This is a genomic window from Methanobrevibacter sp. V74, from assembly GCF_963082495.1.
GTDB lineage: Archaea > Methanobacteriota > Methanobacteria > Methanobacteriales > Methanobacteriaceae > Methanocatella.
Map to the genome: position 1 here is coordinate 391,646 of NZ_CAUJAN010000002.1, position 20,878 is coordinate 412,523.

Consider the following 20,878-nt stretch of genomic DNA (forward strand, 5'->3'; position numbering starts at 1 on the left):
GTGTATTTTATATATAAGATGTTGATTTATAATTATATGTATTAAATCAATTAAAGAGGTTATGTAATGAAGAAATTTAAGATATCATTATTGATAATTTTGATAATGACTATATCAATTGCTGCAGTTTCTGCAGCTGACAATTCTTCAGAATTAGAAATTGCTCAAGTTGAGGATTCTATGTTGGATGTAAGTTCTGATGTAGAAAACAATGTTGTTCAATCAACAAACGATTTTGAGATATTGTCTGATGAGGAGAATGGAAATAATTTCACTTCACTTCAATCAACTATTGACAATGGAGGATTAGTATCATTATCCTCCGATTATGTTTGTGTTGATGGAGAGTATGAGGTATTAATTTCAAAAAATGTTACCCTTTTTGGTAATAATCATAAAATTGATGCAGACAACAAAGGTGGAATTTTTAAGGTTCAATCTGGTTGCACTTTAACTTTAATTGGTGTAACTTTGATTAATGGAAATGCTGAATATGGTGGGGCTATTTATAATAATGGAAATTTAGCCATTTCTCATTCTTATTTAATAAATAACACTGCTACTAAAAGTGGTGGTGCAATATATGATGAGGGAGGCAATGTTAATGTATTTGGTTCTACTTTTGATAATAATATAGTTCGTGATTTGACTAAGAATGATGATACTGGTGGCGCAGCAATTCATGCTATAAATTCAAATATAACTATAACTGACTCTAGAATTACTAATAATGGTAATAAATCTATGAGTCGTACTAATAATGATTTAACTAATGGAGCTATTAACTTACTTAGTTCAGAAGCTCATATTACCAATACATTATTTGAAAACAACACCGGTATCTATGGTAGTGCAATTACTGCTTTACCGGTTTCAGGTTCTACAAGTAAAAATATTAAAATAGATGCTTGTAACTTCACTAATAACGTTGCTTATGCAGGTACAGTTCATATTGAAAAATCATCTTATACTATTTTGAATTCAATATTTACTAAAAACATGGCAACTGGTGTTGGCAGTAACGGATATACTGCAGCAGGCGGCGCTATTTCTATATTATATAATGCAGATGAATGTTTAATAGATAATTGTACTTTTATTAAAAATAGTGTAACAAATACTTCTAATGCTCAAGGAGGAGCAATATCTATTGAATTTAACGAAGTAACTATAATTAACTCCAGATTTGAAGAAAACTCTGCTGAAATTGTAGGAGGAGCTATTGACGCTTATGAAACTACTATTATAATAAAAAATTGTGACTTTACAGGCAATAGTGCTAATACTGGCGGAGCCATTTCGGCTTCTGGAAATACTAGTATTTCTAATTCAGCATTCGTTGATAATGAAGCTGCAAATTACACTAATGCTATGTACATATGGAAAACCGGTTCTTCATTAAATTTATCTAATAATACTATTACTGCTGGTGAATATGCACAAATACGTGTTCAGAACGGGGTTAATGTTGTTAGTCCACTGAAAGTTGTTATTTTAGAAAATAGTACTAAAAACATAACTATGGCCGGATGCAATATTACAGCTGTTGTAACTGATGATATGGATAATTTAATAATTGATCTTTCATTCAGATTTGTTGTAGGGGACAATGAAGTTTCAGGAATAATAATTAATTCTACAACTGGAGTATATGCCACTACATTTATTCCTAATGATGATGGAACTTTTGTTGTTTCTACAAATCTTGAAAATACTAGTAAAATTCAAACTGCTACTTTAAATATTTATAGAACTTTATCTGATTTAGTCAGATTAATTAACGATGCAGAAGAGGATAGTACAATTGTCTTAGATGATGATTATGCATATAATGATGAATTCGATTCAGACCTTAAAATGGGTATTGTAATTAATAAAAATATTGTTATTGACGGTAAAGGTTTTGTTATTAGTGGATCTGATGTTGCTAGAATCTTCAATATAACTAATGCGAATTTAACTTTACTCAATGTAACTATCCGCGATGCTAAAGCTGATAAAGGTGCAGGTGTTTATGTGAATAAAAATTCTACTTTAATGGCGAAAAATGTAAACTTTATTAATAACACTGCTACCTATCGTGGTGGAGCAATTTATTCTGAAGGTAAAGTAAGTGTTGTTTCTTCTGTATTTGATAGCAACGATATTACTTTCCGTGTTAGCAATAATGATAATGGTGGAGCTGCCATTTATAATTTGAACGGTACTTTAACTGTTACTAATGTGAATGTTACAAATAATTTGAAGGATATTGTCATCCGTAATGGTAATGCTGGCGATTTGTTAGTTGGTGTTGTTGTAACTAGTGGCGAGACTTTAATTGAAGGTTCTTACTTTGCTAATAATGCTGGTTCCTGGGGAGGTGCCATATCCTCTCTCGGTTATTTGAATAGTGAAAACTATACTTTAACTATTAAGGATACTAAATTTGAAGGCAATAATGCTACTTTTGGCGGTTCAGTATTTGTTGAATCTTCTAAGTTAGTTGTTGATAATTGTACTTTCGAAAACAATAGAGGAGTTGGTATAGGTAGTCCTGGTACTTCATATACTCAAGGAGGTGCTATTGTCACATTTGGCGATGTTGCTTCTGCTAGAATTGTTGATTCTACTTTTGTTGATAATTCCGCCGATGTTGGTGGTGCTGTAAGTCTTGCTGGTGTTGGTGTGGATAGTATTATTGATAATTGTACTTTCACTGACAATGTTGCACATTCTGGTGGAGGTGCCGTATACCTTCGGACTAACAATGATGCTAGTGTAACTATTGAAGACTCTAAATTTAATGGTAATGAAGCAAGCTTTGGTGGTGCTATATTATCAGGTAATGCTAAGTTATTTGTCACTAATTCCAAATTTATTGAAAACACTGCTGTTGAAGGTGGTGCTATTAATGCTGCTGGCATAACATCTGTTTCAAATTCTAATTTTACAGATAATGTTGCACAATCATTTACTAATGCAATTCTATATCGTTCAGGTGAAATAACTTTATCTGAAAACAATATTACTGGTAATAACGGTCATGCACAAATTCATGTTGCAGAAGGTTCTAAAATTATTTCTAAAGTAAAAGCGGTTATTTTAGATAATAAAACTATTAATTGGGCTATAGTTCCTTGTAATGTTCCACTTATAATTACTGATGATGTTGGAAATAAAATAGTTGATTTAAGCTTTAAATTTACCCTAAATGGTGATGAAACTGATTTAATTACTTATGGAATAAATTCAAGTACTGGTGAGTATGAAGCAGTTTTCACACCAAATCAGGCTGGAATTTTTGTTGTCGGTCTCAACTATGAAAATGAATCTGAAATTCAAACAGGTAAAATAATTATCTCCAGATCTTTAACTGACTTAAAAACCATGATTGACAATAGTAATGAGAATACTATTGTTTTAGATGGAGGTTATACCTACATCGAAGAATTTGATAGCGAAATTGTCAACGGTATTGTAGTTAATAAAAATATTGTTATTGACGGTAAAGGTTTTGTTATTAGTGGATCTGATGTTGCTAGAATCTTCAATATAACTAATGCGAATTTGACATTACTTAATGTAACTATCTGTGATGCTAAAGCTGACAAAGGTGCAGGTGTTTATGTGAATAAAAATTCTACTTTAATGGCGAAAAATGTAAACTTTATTAATAACACTGCTACCTATCGTGGTGGAGCAATTTATTCTGAAGGTAAAGTAAGTGTTGTTTCTTCTGTATTTGATAGCAACGATATTACTTTCCGTGTTAGCAATAATGATAATGGTGGAGCTGCCATTTATAATTTGAACGGTACTTTAACTGTTACTAATGTGAATGTTACAAATAATTTGAAGGATATTGTCATCCGTAATGGTAATGCTGGCGATTTGTTAGTTGGTGTTGTTGTAACTAGTGGCGAGACTTTAATTGAAGGTTCTTACTTTGCTAATAATGCTGGTTCCTGGGGAGGTGCCATATCCTCTCTCGGTTATTTGAATAGTGAAAACTATACTTTAACTATTAAGGATACTAAATTTGAAGGCAATAATGCTACTTTTGGCGGTTCAGTATTTGTTGAATCTTCTAAGTTAGTTGTTGATAATTGTACTTTCGAAAACAATAGAGGAGTTGGTATAGGTAGTCCTGGTACTTCATATACTCAAGGAGGTGCTATTGTCACATTTGGCGATGTTGCTTCTGCTAGAATTGTTGATTCTACTTTTGTTGATAATTCCGCCGATGTTGGTGGTGCTGTAAGTCTTGCTGGTGTTGGTGTGGATAGTATTATTGATAATTGTACTTTCACTGACAATGTTGCACATTCTGGTGGAGCTGCCGTATACATTCGAACTAACAATGATGCTAGTGTAACTATTGAAGACTCTAAATTTAATGGTAATGTTAATCCACGTGGCGCTACTATTTTAAACGATGGAGTATTAAAATTAAGAAATAACACAATTAATAAAATTAATGCTGAAATTTATAATTATAAAATTATTAATTCATACATCAATATTACATTTTTGGGAAATCAAACTTTATCTGCAAAATTAGATGATATTGTTATACTTAATGCTACTTTTGTTGATGATAATGGAAATAGGGTATATGATTCATATCTTAAATTCTCAGTAAATGGGGAAACTATTTCTGATATTAAGTTTAATGAAACAACTGGAGTTTATACTTGTGAATATAAAATTGTATCAGCTGGTGAAAATATAATTTCATCTATTTACAATTATGGTAATGTAGAAAAATTCATCGGTATTTATAATGTTCCAAAAGAAAATGTAACTTCATTTATTGTTGTAACAGGTCAAGACAATAAATTTGCGTATGGTGAAAATGTAACAGTATTTGTAAGTTTATATGGTGTAAACGGTGCTGGATTAAACGACAATGTTATTGTTATTGTTAATAATACTCCAATTACTGTAAATGTTGTTGATGGTAAAGCTTCATTTAATGTAAGTGGATTTGAACCTGGTCAATATGCTATTTTAGGCATATTTGAAGGTAATAATAATTATAATGGCTTTAAATATGCATCCACTACATTTGATGTCTTATTGCCGGACAAAATATTGTCTATTGAAGTTGAAGATATTAAATATGGTGAAGTTGCTATAGTAAACATTACAGTAACTGATGCTAACGGTGAAAAAGAACAGGGTATTGTTATCTTAAATATTAGTGGTACTGATTATGTTGTAAGAGTAGATGGTAAGGCATCTTTAGAAATCAAAGATTTACCAATTGGTACATATCTCATAAATGCTACATTACTCCACGGTTCACTTGAAGCTGAAATCATAAATGATACAGAATCATTTAAAGTATCTATTCAGGATGAATATGATATGAATGCTATAGGTATTGAAACACATTGTGGTCAGGCTGTTGAAATTGATGTTGTTTTACCTGAAGATGTTGTTGATGGTATTGTATCTGTAACTATAAATGGTATTGATTACACAGCTAACGTTAACAACGGTAAGGCAGTTATTCACGGTCCAGCTGATTTACCAATAGGTAATTACAGTAATTTAGTTGTAACTTACAGTGGGGGCAGTAAATATGCTGATTCTTCAGTTAAAGTTAATCTTACTGTAGTCGGTGCTAATTCACAATTAAAATCATCTGCTGCTTATTATGTAATTGATTATGAGCAAATGCTAATAATATCAGTTAATGCTGATAATTTAGTGTCTGGTGAAATTGATGCATATAATAATGGAGAATATTATTCCTCATTCGATGTACAGGATGCACTTGAAAATGGAATTAGTATATCATCATTAACTGTTGGTACTCACAATATTACATTAGCATACAAAGGTAATCAATACTTTGCACCTGCTAATGTTAGTGTATTGTGTGTTGTTGAAAAAATCACTCCGGTAATTAAATCTAATGTAACTCAGGATGCTTCTGTTGGTGATATTATTACTATTAATGCAACTATATCTGGGCATACTGAAGGAAATGTAACTATTACAGTAGATGGTGAATTGGTATACAATGGCAAAACCAATCATGGCGTTGTATCTGTTGATGTTGATAGTATCGTTGCGGGTAAACACACTTATATTGTTTCTTTCTTAGGTGATGATAATTACTTAGCATGTGACAATGTAGGCACTTTTAATGTTGTTAAAGTTGTTCCGGTTATAAGTATTGGTGAGATTTCTGGTAATGTTGGTGATACTGTTAATGTAGTTGTTACTGTTGCCGGTGGAGATGCATCTGGTTATGTTTTAATTGATGGTGTCAGTGCTGTTGTTGAAAATGGTCAGGCGACTATCCCGATCAATATTTTAAATGCTGGTGAAAATACTATTTCTGTTGTTTACACTGGTGATGACAAATATAATGGTGGAACTCAAACCGCTACTTATGCTGCTGGTAAATACGCTTCTAAAGTCACTATTGTTCCTATTGTTAATGTGACTTATGGTAATGTTGTTGAAATTGCATATGTTATTGATAATGAAACTGAATCCGTTACCGTTTCTGTAAATGATGCTGCAGGAGGTACTTATGAGGCTGTTGTTAATAAAGGTGTAATTGCTGTAAGTAATTTACCTGTTGGAACATACACTATTACTATTAAAAATGGTGAAAACAATAAATACAGTGGATCTGAAGCTGATGCTAACTTTATAGTATCTAAATCTGAAGTCAATATTGTTGTTAGTTCTAATACTCCTGCTTTCGGTGAAGATGCAATTGTTAGTGTAACTCTTCCTGAAGATGTAACAGGCAATGTAACTGTTACTATTAACGGTATATCTTACAAAAATACTGTTGAAAGGGGTTCTGCAACTGTAACTATTCCTGCTAATGCTTTAACTGCCGGCGAGAATAACATTACAGTTACTTACTCTGGTGATAAGAATTATGCTTCAAAAGAAGTCAAATCATCAATTAATGTTAAAAAAGCAGTTCCAAAATTCACTTCTGATGTATCTGAAAACAATATTTATGGTGGGGATGTAACTATTACTGTTACTGCCTCTAGCGATGCTACTGGTGCAGTATCTCTCTTAGTTGACGGCAAAATTATCTCAACTGGTAAAGATTTAGATAATGGAAAAGTTGTATTTGCAGTTGGAGGATTAGCTGCTGGTTACCACTCATATAATGTAACTTATGAAGGTGATAACAATTATGAATCTAGTTCTAATTCAGGAGCATTTGAAGTCACTAAAGTTTCAACTGTAATTATCTCACAAAACTTCGCACAATACTCTTGTGAAGCATCAACTGGTGAAAAAGGAGGATATTACACAATACGTTTAACTGATGTTAATGGTAACCCATTAGCAAACAAATCCGTTGGAATCGGATATAATGGTATTCTTGCATGGTATACTACTGATGAAAACGGAACTGTTAATAAATTAATTGGTTTACAAAATGCAGGCCCATACACATTTGCAACCGCATTCCTAGGTGATGAAAATTACACAGCTTCCTATGCTGTAAATAAAATCACTATTAATATGAAACCTACATATATTAAAGCCTCTGCAAAAACATATAAAGCGTCTGCTAAGACCAAAACATTTAAAGTTAAACTCACAACAGTTAATAACATTAATGGTAAAATGTATTTGAATTCTGGTAAGAAAATAACCTTGAATGTAAACGGCAAAACCTATACTGCAAAAACAAATTCCAAAGGTATTGCAACATTTAAACTTAAACTTACCAAAAAAGGCAAATACACAGCCATGATTTCTTATGAGGGTCAATATCTGTTATATGAAAAGTCAACTAAAAGTGTAAAAATAACAATTAAATAGTGAGAAAAATTTTCTCACTTAAATTTTCTTTTTTTTAAATTCAAATTTTCATTCCTAGAAACTTAAGATTTTTTATTTTTTTTATCATTGTTTATTCATTGAAAATTGCTAATTTACTGATTTATTTTGCTTTAATCAGTTATTATTTATTTTAATACTTTATTAATTAATTTTAATTTATTTATATCTAATTTTAATAATTATTAATAGTTTATTTTAAATATTATTAATTATATATATATTTATATAAGTAATTAAAGTTTTTTAATCATGAATTTATTTGATTGGGGGTTGGATTGATGTATTCTTATGATAGATTTGTCAAAGATTTTTTCAGTTTATTTGATGTTTTTATATCTGAAAAATATGTAACTGAAGATAATAAGTTTATTAGAGATAGAAAAATGACTCAAAAAGAGTATACAACATTTATTCTTTCTCAAAGAAGCTGTACATCTTATATTGAAACGATTAGATTTTTCACAATAGGATTGAATAAGAAGTTTAAAACAATTTCTAGCCAAGGAATTGGAAAACAAAGAATGTTCATTGACCCAAAAGTTTTTATTGATATGAATGAATCTTTTATTGACCAATTATATGGCAAATATTCCTGGATTTTCAAAATTTAAAGGATATATTGTTAGTGCTTGTGATGGAAGTATTATTGATCTTCCCAATGTTACTTTAACACGTGAAGAATTCCCTGTTGGTGATGAAAACCTGTTAAAAGAAAAAAGAATTCGTGCAAGAGTTTCATGTCTTTTAGACGTTCATTCTAAACATATTTTAACAGCAAAAATTGTTGAAACAACAATAAATGAAGTAGATTTAGCAATTGAACATTTAGAGAACTTAAAACAAAGATTAAACATTACAAAATTAATTACCATTTACGATCGAGGATATCCATCAATCGAACTCATGGCAAAAACCATTGATTTAAACTCTAAATTTTTAATAAGACTACCAAAAAATGTATTTAGACATTTAATCAAACAAATGAAGACTAATGATGAAATTATAAAAATAAATTTAACAAATAATAGATTAAGTCATTTTGATGATGAAAATTTAAAAGAAAAAGCAAGAAAGATGGGGCGATTAGAAATTCGCATAGCATTAGTAGATATTGGTAAGAACGAACCTGAAATACTTGCAACAAATTTAACATCTGAAGAATTCTCAACAGAAGATTTAAAAGAATTATATGGTAAAAGATGGGCAGTTGAAACTGGATTTGACAGATTAAAAAATTTAATCGAAATCGAAGATTTCAGCGGAATTCGAAGAACAATAATCGAACAAGATTTTCACGCCCACATATTCGTTTATAACCTAGCAATGACAATTAAAAATCATGCAGAAAACAATATAACAAGAATACCCAGAAATAAAGATGAAAAAATAATTTATCAGTCGAATTTCGCAAAAATAACGGGAAACATCTATTTATTCTTATTTGACCTAATATTTGAAACGCAAACGAAAAGAGAGCAAATAATCGATTTTATAGTAAAAGAAGCATCTAAAGAACTAATACAATATAAAGAAAATCAATACAATAATAAAGAACGAAAAACCCCGGATGTTTATAATAAACATCCAGGAAACAAGAAAAAAAAAACACACTAATCAAATAATTTCACCAAAAATTAGTGAGTTTTCACATCTTGTTTAATAGTTCTGTTCACAAATCATATAAAAAACTTACGAAAATCAAATCCTAATCCCAAAATAATATAACAACGTTATCAAATAAACAGAATTAATAAAAAATTTCACATGAAAAATCTTAAGTTTCTAGGAATGTCAAATTTTAGCTATTTTTATATAATATTAAACATAAAAATTTAATCACTAATATATGGTGATTAAATGAGAATACTTCTTATTCATTCTGATTATTTAAATTATACAGTAAAAAAAGAAACACCTGTAGCTGAAGAAATTGAAGAAGCTAAAAAAAAGGGTTCATTTGATGATTCTTTAGTTGTATTTACAGCTGTTGAAAAAGACGACGAAAATAATCCAGAAGGTATTGTTAAAAATTTAGTTAAAGAAGTTATCAAAACTAATGATCAAGTTAAAGCTGAAAATATAGTCCTGTATCCATATGCTCACTTATCTTCATCATTAAGTTCTCCAAAAGTTGCTGTTCAAATTTTAAAAGATGTAGAACAAGCATTATTGGATGAAAACTTAACTGTTAAAAGAGTACCTTTCGGATGGTATAAATCATTTGAAATTTCCTGTAAAGGACATCCATTAAGCGAACTTTCAAGAACAATCACTGCTGATGACGAAGAAACTAAAGTTGAAAGAAAACCTTCTAAATGGCAAATTCTTGAAGGAGATAAAATCACAGAGATTGATGATTTCAAATTTGAAAACCATGCTTTCAAACAATTAGTTGATTATGAGACCGGTCGTGGAGCATCTGATGAAGGTGAACCGCCTCATGTTAAATTAATGAGAGAAAAAGAAATCTGTGATTACGAACCGGCATCTGATGTTGGAAACCTTAGATGGTATCCTAAAGGTAGGTTAATAAGGGATTTATTAACCGATTATGTTTATAATTTAACTGTTGATCATGGGGCAATGCCAATTGAAACCCCAATTTTCTATGACTTGGACAATGAAGCAATATATCAGCATGCTTATAAATTTGGCGAAAGACAATACAGGACAGATACCAAGAAAAACTTAATGCTTAGATTTGCATGTTGTTTTGGTGCATTCCGTGTAATGGGAGACTCATATTTAACCTGGAAAAACTTACCTGCTAAAGTTTATGAGTTATCAACTTACAGCTTTAGGTTTGAGAAAAAAGGTGAAGTAGTTGGTCTTAAAAGATTAAGAGCATTTACCATGCCGGATTTTCATTCATTCTGTGCTGATGTGCAGGCTTCCTTAGAAGAATTTTCTGCTCAAACTGATATGTGTATGCAAACAGGTAAAGATTTAGAATTAGACTTTGAAGTAATTTTTAGAGCAACCCAAGACTTCTTCGAAGAACATGAAGAATGGATGTATGAAATTGCAAGTAAATTCAACAAACCTATTCTTTTGGAAGTTTTGCCTGAAAGACATCATTACTGGACATGTAAAATTGATTTAGCCAATATTGATGCTTTAGGCCGTCCAATTGAAAATCCTACTGTTCAAATTGATGTTGAAAGTGGTAAAAGATTTGATATCTCTTATCTTGGCGAAGACGGCAAGCAACATAATCCTGCTATTTTGCATTGTTCACCAACAGGAAGTATCGAAAGAGTTCTATGTGCAATGCTTGAAAAAACAGCAATGGAAATTAATGAGAAATCTCCAATGTTACCATTATGGTTAAGTCCTATTCAAGCTCGTGTAATCACTGTCGGAGAATCACATAAGGAGTTTGCAGAAGATATATATGAACAGATAAATACTGCAAAAATCCGTGTCGACATTGATGATAGGGACGAAAGTGTAGGTAAAAAAATCAGGAATGCGGCTAAGGAATGGATACCGTATATCTTTGTTGTTGGAGATAAAGAAGTTGAAACTGGTAAATTCCAAGTGACTGTTCGTGAAACCGGTGAAAAAGTCGATATGACTGTCGATGAATTAATAGATGAAATTAATCAAAAAACTATTGGCAAACCATTTAGAAGATTACCTTTACCAAAAGATATCTCAAGAAGAATCAACTTCCAATAGTTTATTACAAATAAAAATTATAATATAATATGGAGGAAATTTAATGGACCCAATGTATAGAATAGGAGAAGCTCTTATTGGAGACGGCCCAGAATTAGCACACATTGATTTACTAATTGGTGATAAACAAGGGCCTGTTGGTCAAGCATTTGCAAATGGTTTATCCAATTTATCTGTAGGCCACACTCCACTAACTAGTGTAATTAGACCTAATTTAATGACAAAACCAGCTACTTTAATTATTCCTAAAGTAAGTGTTGGAGATTTAGACGATGCAAGTAAAATATTTGGACCTGCACAAACAGCTGTTGCAAGAGCGGTAGCAGATGCGGTAGCAGATGGATACATTCCAATGGATATTGTAGAAGACATTGTTATTAATGTTAGTGTATTTATTGATCCCTCTGCAAAAGATTTCCGTAAAATCTACCAATACAATTATGGGGCAACCAAATTAGCAATCAGAAGAGCTATGGAAAACTACCCATCAATTGAAAAAGTACTTGCAGAAAAAGACCGTGGAACTCACCCAATCATGGGATTCAAAGTCAAAAAACTCTGGAGTCCACCATACTTACAAGTTGCACTTGATCTTGATAACGAACAAGTAATGGAAAAAATTATCAACGATTTGCCTGATAATGACAGAATACTCCTTGAAGCAGGTACGCCCCTTGTTAAGAAGTTCGGTGTTGGAATTATTGGAAAGATCAGAGCTTTACGTCCAGATGCATTCATTATTGCCGATTTAAAAACTTTAGATGTAGGTCGTGTTGAAGTTAAAATGGCAGCTGATGAAACTGCAGATGCTGTGGCAATTTCTGGTCTGGGTACTGTTGAATCAATTGCTAAAGCTATTCATGAAACTCAAAAACAAGGTATTTACTCAATTCTTGATATGATGAATGTAGCAGAATTTGAGCAAAAATTAGCTAAATTACCTGAAGACTTAAAACCAGACATTGTATTATTACACAGAAATGTTGATATGGAAACCTACAGAGCAGAACACGGTGAAGACACTAGTGATATGACCGAATGGGGTAATATTAAAGATATCAAAGCATCACTTGGTGAAAAAGGTTTAATCGCTGTTGCTGGTGGAATCAAACCTAATAATGTTAAAGAAGCCATTGATAAAGGTGCAAACATTATTATTGCTGGTAGGTACATTATTGGTTCAAGAGATGTAAGAAGAGCTGCACAAGACTTCTTAGAACATTTTGACCCAGATCCAGACAACATGAGACTTGCAATGGATGAAGACGAAAACATTGAAGTAAAAGAGTAAATTAGGCAAATTTCTAATTTACATTCTATTTTTTTTTAAGGTGTATTTTTCATGGGATTTTGTAATTCATGCGGAAGACCAATCGTAAAAGAAGATTATGGAACCAATAAAGATGGTAGTCTAAATAATGAGTTCTGTAAGGATTGTTATCATAATGGTGAATACACAGAACCAGATATAACATTAGAAGAGATGATTGTTAGAAAAACAAAAGAAATGATGGAAAAAAATCCTAGACTTGCTGAAACCCAAGCAACCGGTATAACTGCAATGTTTATTCCAGGATTAAAAAGATGGAATCCAGAGTTTCAAGATGATTACAAAACTCTTTAGGATCTGTTTAGTATAAATTCTTTAACTCTACTGGCTATATAATCATCACGAGTTTGATTAGATTTAATATTGTATAATTCTTCTTGCAAATCATTGAATTTGTCAACCAAATCATTATATTCTAGAAGTAGAGAATCATAATCTTTTTCTAAATTTTCATTCATTTCAAAGATTTCAGCATAGCTAGTTTTTGTATTTAAATTTTCTTGTTTTAAAATGTCATATTTATTTGAAACTTTATTGTAACTGTCATGAATTGATTCACGTTCTTCTTTGAGATTAGAACACTTGTTTTTAAGGTTTTTATTTTCTTCTTTTATGTTAGTATACTTTGCTTTCAAGTTTTCATTTTCAGTTTTAATATTGACAAATTTATTTTTTAAGTTTTCATTTTCAACGATTAACTTAGAATGCTTGTCTTTAATAGTTTCATTTTCTTTTTTTAAATTATCTTGATGTAAATTTTCATATTTACTTTCCATTTCACTTAAAGCATTAGTTTGCTTTAATAATTTTGCTTTAAGGGTTTCGATTTCTTTTTCGTATTCTAAATTGGTTGAGTCTCTACCCTCTTTTAATTGTTTTTCCAATTCCTTCACATCCTCAACATGTAAGTAATTAGCTATCTTTAAAAACTCGTTTTCTTTTTCTCTATTTTCAAATTCTTTAATTTCAGAATTTGGGATAATCAAAACATTTTCTTTGTTTTCGTAGATGTCTTCGTTTTTCGGTACTGTAATTTGGATTTGTTCTGTGATATATTTCTTTTTCTCACCACTTTTGAGTGTTCTATTATATTCTCTTGAATATTTTTTTACAATGCCTTTTCCGACTTTCATATTATCTCCAGTTTATCAATATTCTATGTTTTGATTTTTAGATGTAATAAATATTTTGTAGAACCTTTTCATCATGAGTATTACTTTTTTGTCCAGATTAGTAATAATTATATCTAAATACTTATTAATTTAATTATTATAAATTATAAAATATATATTAAAAAAATTATTGGGGTATTGTATGAATAAAAAATATATTTTTATAATGTTGTTATTATTGTTTTTATGTTTGCAAGTAAATTTTGCTGAAACATCTAATGATAATATAACTTTAGATGAAAATACTCAAGAGGATTTAGAAGATATTAACCCGCCAGACAAAACGATATTTATTATTTCAGATACTCCTGGGACAAACATTGTTGATTATGCTTGTGAGGAACTCTATAATAAAGATAATTTGTCCGGGTTTAATATTGTTTTGAGAAGTGGTGAACAAGTAAAAGGCATGAAGGAGGAAGAGTTGCATTCATTATTTGTTAACTCTGATGCATTCATTGGTGAATGGATAAGTACAGATGTCGATTCTGTTTTAACAAATTTATTGGGCAAATATCCGGAATTATCTCATAAAGAACTATTTTTAATACTGGAACTTCCTTCTGGTAATTTAAATTCTGGTTCAACTTCATTAAACTTGATTAGAAACAATACTATAAACTATAATAAAATATTTGCCTCAAATACTAATGATGAATTAATAGATTATTTCAATCATACCAAAAGAGGAACGTCTTATGTTAATGTTAACAATTATATTACAAATGAAGGATATAAATTTAACAGTATTTTAAATCAGTTAGTTCTCTATAAAGACCTAAACGATAAAAATAATCTTAAAAATCAAATTTTATACACTTTGAATCTTATTGGTTATAATTTTTCTTATAATGTTCCTGATTTCACAGGCAGTAAAAATTATGGGATTTATCGTGATAGGTGGTACTCTTTAGAAGAGTATATGAGTGTATTTTTCGATGCTTCGAGGATACGGACTGTAGGAATTTTAGAAAGTACAATGTATATTGCATCTCAACAGTTACATCCAACAATTTCAATCATTGAATCATTAGAATCAAAGGGATATAATGTTATTCCAGTTTATGCAGCTGGAGGATCAGCAGAACAATTACGAGTGATGGTTGAATCATGGACTAGTGCAGGTAGTGATATAGGTGGGTTTTTATTAAATTCTTCAAATTATGATACATATGTTGATGCAATCGTGTCTATGGTTGCATATGGTGTTGGCGGTGAAAATTTCACAAAAGCAACAGATTTTTTTGAAAAAGTTGGAGTGCCTGTTTTTAGGTCAGTTCATTCAGATTATGTATCAAATGAGATGTGGGAGTTAGGATCCACAGGTCTTACAACAGAACGTAGTGATAAATGGTGGCATATTACTATTGCTGAGACTCAGGGTATTATAGATGCAACTTTTGTTGGAGGTCAAGATTACTACATTTCAAATTTAACCGGTGCTAGAATCGTTACTTATATTCCTTATGAACGGAATGTTGATTTGTTAACTGATAGAATTGATTCATGGGTTGATTTAAAATACACTCCAAATGCTGATAAATTATTATCTATTATTTATTATAACTATCCTCCAGGAAAACAAAATATTGGTTCTAGTTACCTGAATTCAATAACAAGTATTTACAATATTCTTCATGTTTTAAAAAATGCAGGTTATAATGTTGGACAATTGCCTTCAAGTGTTGATGAACTTGAAAATTTAATGCTTAAGTGTGGTATCAATGTAGCTACTTGGGCACCGGGAGAGCTTGAAAAATTAGCCAACCAATCAGGAATTACCCTTTTATCAGTTGATGAGTATACTGCTTGGTTTAATTCTCTAGATGAGATTGTTAAAATACAAGTTACTCAAGGTCCGGTTGCTTATATTGGGGAACTTTCAAGAAGGGCCGTTGAGTTAAATTATACTGTAACTATTGGAGATACGATTGATGATTGGTATAATCAGGTTGTTGCGCTTCTTCCTGAAAAGAATCTAGATGGATCTAAAAGTATTTTAACCAATATTGTCAATGCTTTAAAGAGATATACCTCAACACGTGATGATAGTTATTTTATTTTATTTAAAAAATACTTTGAAAAATTTAAAAGTTTAAATATTTCAGGTTTAAATGGCTGGGGTGATGCGCCAGGTAATGTAATGGTTGTTAATAGAAATGGCAGTGATTATTTCGTTATCCCTGGTTTAACTTATGGTAATATTTTCATTGCTCCTGAACCTCAAAGAGGATGGGAATCCGATATTGAAAACTTATATCATTGTACTGCTGTTGCTCCAACTCATCAATATTTGGCCGCTTACTATTATATGCAAAATAAATACGATAATGCAATGATATTTGTTGGAAGGCATGCCACTCATGAGTGGCTGCCCGGCAAAGAGATTTTACTTTCAGTCACTGATTATGGTTCTGTTGTTGTCGGGGATGTTCCACAGTTATATTTCTATATTGCCGATGGTCTTGCCGAAGCCATTCAAGCTAAAAGAAGAGGTTTTGCGGTAATTATTTCACACTTAACTTCTCCAATGTCTTATACTCATGTATATGGTAATTTATCTGTCATGGCCAATAATTTAAATAATCCTGAATTGCTTCGCCAGTTAATCATCAGCAATGATTATTCTACTAATTTGGGGTTAACAAAAGAAGAGGTTCAAACAATAGATGATAATTTGATTATGGATAAGGTAAATAACTTCTTAAAAACAATGCAATCAACATTATATCCATTAGGACTTCATGCACTAGGTCAAGCTTGGAGTGATGATGATATTGCAAGTACAGTATCAGCCATGTTATCTTATAATTATGTACTCGAAAATAATCAAGGAGTGTTGAATTTATTTGATGAGCTATCAGATTATTATTATTCCCGCGGGTATAATGATTTAAATGTATTGCAAAGAGAAGCAATCTTAAATAAATCCTATGACATTGTCAATGCATTAATTTATTGGGATACTCAAAAAGTTTATGAGTTATTAGTATCACAAGACTCTAAATTCGACAATCCTATATTTTTAGCATGTTTGGAGTTAGGTAAAAAATATATTGAGTTAATTAAGTTTTCCGTCGGCAATGAATTAAATGCAATGCTTGATGGATTAAATGGGAGATACATTCCAGTTGGTGAAGGAGGAGAGTTGGTTATAAAACCGGCTATTCTTCCAACAGGCAATAACATGTTCCAAGACCAATCAAGCGAACTTCCAACAATGGAGGCTTGGGATTATGCTAAAACTTTAGCTTTATTAACTCTCGCTGGATTAAATGATACGACTGAAAAGATTATAATGGGAATTTGGTGTGTAGAAACAGCAAGAGATGACGGAGCTCTTGTTTCAACAGTTTTATATTTATTGGGCATGAAACCAGTTTGGACAAATTCGTCAAGTGCGGGTTTTGATGATGAAGGAAACCCAACAGGTAAAAAGGTAAGTTCAATGCCTGAAGTAATTAAACTGAATAATTTAATTCGTCCTAATGGTTGGAGTAAAAAAAGAATTGATGTAACTGTAATCACTAGTGGATTATTTAGAGATTTGTATTCTTCACAAGCTATTTTAATGGATAATGCATTTCGTGTATCACTTGCAAGATCATACTTCGCAATAATTAGAAATTCCACATTAATGAACTCAGAAAATGGTATATATTTAAGAGAAGCTCTTGAAGGAGTAATGGAAAGTATTAATTATTATGGGGTTTCTTCAGAGGCATTGAAAAATAATTATGTAGCTCAACATTGGATAGAAGATACTTTATACTATAAAAGTGTAGGATATAATTCTACTTACGCAGGTGAATGTGCTATAACAAGGATATTTGCACCGCCAAATGGGGATTATGGTGCAGGAATATCAAAATTAGTATCGATGTCATGGACATGGAATGATACAAGCGAATTGGCTGATTTTTATCTTGGAAGAATGGGCAATATGTACTCTAAGAAGTATTGGGGAGATACAAATCCATTAGTTTTCTTAAGAGCACTATCAAACTCAGACACAATTGTAGCTAGTCGTAATACAAACCAGTATGGAGTTTTGGATAATGATGACTTCTTTGATTATTGGGGAGGTTTGTCAATGACTGTAGAAAAAATTTTAGGTAAAGCTCCAAAATTCAATGTATTGATGTATGCTGATAAAAATAATGCATATATTTCATCATTGGAGGAAGTAATGTATAAAGAAATTGCTGCAAGATATGATAATCCTGAATGGATCAGTGGAATGATGAAAGAAGGTTATAGTGGAGCTCGTTATATGTCAAATAAATTTATAAGTAATTTACAGGGCTGGCAAGTAACAAGACCATCTGCAGTTTCTGATGACTTATGGAATAGGATTTATAATACTTATTACAAGGATAAATATGGAATTGGTGTTAAAGATTGGTTAATGAAGGGTAATAATGCTTATTCACTTATTTCAATGAGCGGAACAATGCTTACAACAATACATAAAGGTTATTGGAATGCAGATGATGAAATTATTAGGGATATAGCAAATACCTGGGCTCAAGCAACAGTTCAAAATGGTGTGGCATGTTGCGATTGTAGTTGTGGTAATATTGCAATGATGCAATGGGCTGTACAATATGTAAATCCTGATATTCTGGCTCAATTGCTTCCAAAACTATATGACGCAACTAAAAATCCAAAATTTAAAAACAATACTCAATCAACACAACCTCCAGAAAGTGATACAAATGAAAATCAAAAAGAAGCTTCAACTCAAAATCCAGTGGAGGGTTCAAATTCCTCTTCAACAATAAAAACTAATTCAACTACAACTACAACTCAAACTAATGCTCAAAATGGTGAAAATGGATATGGTGAAGCATTTTCAAATGTTGGTGAAAATTCACAATCTCCTCAGGCAGGACAATCCTCTTTGGAAGGTGCTGATGTTAAAAAATCAGTTGAAATCAATCCAATTACTTCACAATCAGCTAGTGAAGTTGGTTTGTCTGTTTTAGCAGTATTAGCAATTTTGTGCTTAATCATGGTCGTTGCAGTTGGATACTTTAGAGATAGCGATAAATCTAATAGAAATCAAGATTTAGATAATCTCTTCAATGAAAAATTAGGTGATTAATTTGGATGCAGTCAATATTTTATGGCAGGTAGGTATTTTATCCGCTGTTTTAATTTTTGGAATAAAATTGGGTCTTGCAACAGGTCTTGCGAATATGTCAAAGAAATATTTGGCATTGGTTTCAATTGGTTATGGTGGGGGAGTGTTAATCTTAACTGAAATTTCTTCACATTTCACAAACCAGATTACAGATTTAATTTATACCTATAACTTTGAATTCTTCTTGATCATGGCAGTAATCATGATTTTAGCAGGAATTTTTACAATTAGAGAATATAAGGTATTTGAAAAAAATACAACTAAAGCTACATGCATGGCTGTTGTAGCACCATGCCCATGTTGTTTTGGATCAATTATTGTAAGTATAATGCTTGTTGCGCCAAGTGTTAGTTTAGGTTTGATTGATTTGAGTTTTATTGTAGCTGGAGCATTAGTTCTAACTATTGTTTTAACCTATTTTGCATCTAATTATCTAGTTAAATTCATCAATAAACCATATCCAATTGTGCTTGGCAATTTTATGTTCTTTTTAGGAATATATTTCCTATTGTCAGCATTATTTTTACCAAACATTACAGCAATGATACAAAATCCAATGGATGCAATTACGATATCCTCACCTTACTCATTGATCGGGGCATTAATGTTGATGATTGTAATTGTAGTGATTGGGGGATTAATTTCAAGGAGAAATAGTAATTTCAATTAAGGTGATTTAATGGTATCGACAATTCCGGGAAGTGAAATATTAACATCAGCATTAAATATGATTTCACAAAGTTTACAAATTCCTGTAATCATATTTTTAGTAATCTTTGCCATATTTGCAATATTGGCTATTGGAGGTTTGATTTCTGAGTATACATCAAGAAAAAAGGTAACGCCTGATATTATTGAAGAGTTAATTTATTTGATTTCAAATGCTAATTCAATTGAAGATATTAAAAACATAATTAAAAATGCAAAAATTTATGAATCCCAAAAGGTTGTTTTGATTAAAATATTGCGTTCAAACTCTCTAACTCGTGATTCAAGGCATGCTCTTGCTAAAAAGCTAATTGAGTTTGAAGAGAATAACTTCACTAAAAAAATTGAAAAAACTGATGTTGTAACCCGTATCGGACCAACATTAGGATTGATGGGTACTTTAATACCAATGGGTCCGGGTCTCGCTGCTCTTGGTGCAGGGGATGTAAATACATTGGCCAATGCTATTATTATCGCATTTGATACAACTGTCGTTGGTATTGGAGCAGGTGCAGTTGCTTATTTTGTATCTAAAGTAAGGCGTCGGTGGTATGAGGAGTATTTGTCCAATTTAGATGCTTTGGCAGATGCATTATTGGATAAATTGAATCAATAGGAGGTTTTAGTTATGGTTCGCGATAAGTCTAAAAAACGCTTTGCTGAAGGGGAAGAAGATCCAATGGCTGGAACATCAAATCTAGTTGACGCAATGCTTGTAATAGCTGTTGGATTGTTAATTTTTGTTGTTATAAGTTGGAATATGCAAAGTGTAATATTTCAGGATTCTCAAAACCAACAGAAGGCTATTGAAGAATCATCCTCTGATGTAACTGAGGTCAATGAAGGAAAAGTTTTGAATGAAACTCCTGATACTTCTGATGATTCTGGTTCTGGATATATGGAAATGGGCAAAGTTTATAAAGATCCTTCAACGGGCAAATTAATCATGGTTGAAGGTTAAAATATTCTTTTTTTATATTTTTAAGTTTTATAAATTCATTATTTTATATATGAAATAAG

The 20,878-nt window shown here is 31.3% G+C and carries 11 protein-coding genes; 10 read left to right on the plus strand and 1 reads right to left on the minus strand.

All coding sequences use genetic code 11. The annotated features are described in order from the left end of the window. Positions 1-66: 66 nt before the first annotated feature. The 6 genes from Q9969_RS04575 (at position 67) to Q9969_RS04600 (ending at position 13,126) form a co-directional block, all read left to right on the plus strand. Complete coding sequence (locus tag Q9969_RS04575) at positions 67-7,800, plus strand: Ig-like domain repeat protein (RefSeq protein WP_305554929.1); 7,734 nt, start codon at positions 67-69, stop codon at positions 7,798-7,800. A 299-nt stretch (positions 7,801-8,099) separates the two neighbouring features. Then, positions 8,100-8,432: a hypothetical protein gene (locus tag Q9969_RS04580; protein ID WP_305554930.1), complete on the plus strand. Its 333-nt coding sequence runs from the start codon at positions 8,100-8,102 to the stop codon at positions 8,430-8,432. Further along, positions 8,401-9,435, plus strand: coding sequence for an IS4 family transposase (locus Q9969_RS04585; RefSeq protein ID WP_305554932.1), 1,035 nt, complete (start codon positions 8,401-8,403; stop codon positions 9,433-9,435). Before Q9969_RS04580 ends, Q9969_RS04585 begins: the two co-directional genes overlap by 32 nt. A gap of 243 nt (positions 9,436-9,678) precedes the next feature. After that, on the plus strand, positions 9,679-11,502 hold the full coding sequence (locus Q9969_RS04590; protein WP_305514009.1) for a threonine--tRNA ligase: 1,824 nt from the start codon (positions 9,679-9,681) through the stop codon (positions 11,500-11,502). 52 nt (positions 11,503-11,554) lie between these two features. Beyond that, positions 11,555-12,793 carry a bifunctional 5,6,7,8-tetrahydromethanopterin hydro-lyase/3-hexulose-6-phosphate synthase gene (locus tag Q9969_RS04595; protein ID WP_305514363.1) on the plus strand — a complete coding sequence of 413 codons (1,239 nt, stop codon included), beginning with the start codon at positions 11,555-11,557 and terminating at the stop codon, positions 12,791-12,793. Positions 12,794-12,844: 51 nt separating this feature from the next. Beyond that, positions 12,845-13,126 (plus strand): zinc ribbon domain-containing protein, encoded by a 282-nt coding sequence (locus Q9969_RS04600; RefSeq protein ID WP_305514011.1) that lies wholly within the window; start codon positions 12,845-12,847, stop codon positions 13,124-13,126. On the opposite strand, the gene Q9969_RS04605 is transcribed toward Q9969_RS04600, so the two are convergent. Next, the gene (locus tag Q9969_RS04605; RefSeq protein WP_305554934.1) at positions 13,123-13,965 is read right to left on the minus strand and encodes a phosphoserine phosphatase; all 843 of its coding nucleotides are present in this window, start codon (positions 13,963-13,965) and stop codon (positions 13,123-13,125) included. The two genes, Q9969_RS04600 and Q9969_RS04605, sit on opposite strands and share 4 nt — an antisense overlap. A 181-nt stretch (positions 13,966-14,146) precedes the next feature. Here Q9969_RS04605 and Q9969_RS04610 point away from each other — a divergent pair, with 181 nt between their 5' ends. Genes Q9969_RS04610 through Q9969_RS04625 form a run of 4 tightly spaced genes read left to right on the plus strand, consistent with a single transcriptional unit; the run spans position 14,147 to position 20,819 of the window. Then, complete coding sequence (locus tag Q9969_RS04610; RefSeq protein ID WP_305554936.1) at positions 14,147-19,111, plus strand: cobaltochelatase subunit CobN; 4,965 nt, start codon at positions 14,147-14,149, stop codon at positions 19,109-19,111. Then, on the plus strand, positions 19,104-19,820 hold the full coding sequence (locus Q9969_RS04615) for a DUF2162 domain-containing protein (protein WP_305554939.1): 717 nt from the start codon (positions 19,104-19,106) through the stop codon (positions 19,818-19,820). Before Q9969_RS04610 ends, Q9969_RS04615 begins: the two co-directional genes overlap by 8 nt. Before the next feature lie 9 nt (positions 19,821-19,829). Next, positions 19,830-20,474: a MotA/TolQ/ExbB proton channel family protein gene (locus tag Q9969_RS04620; protein WP_305514019.1), complete on the plus strand. Its 645-nt coding sequence runs from the start codon at positions 19,830-19,832 to the stop codon at positions 20,472-20,474. Positions 20,475-20,486: 12 nt separating this feature from the next. Next, positions 20,487-20,819 carry a DUF2149 domain-containing protein gene (locus Q9969_RS04625; RefSeq protein ID WP_305554942.1) on the plus strand — a complete coding sequence of 111 codons (333 nt, stop codon included), beginning with the start codon at positions 20,487-20,489 and terminating at the stop codon, positions 20,817-20,819. The last annotated feature ends 59 nt before the right edge of the window (positions 20,820-20,878 follow it).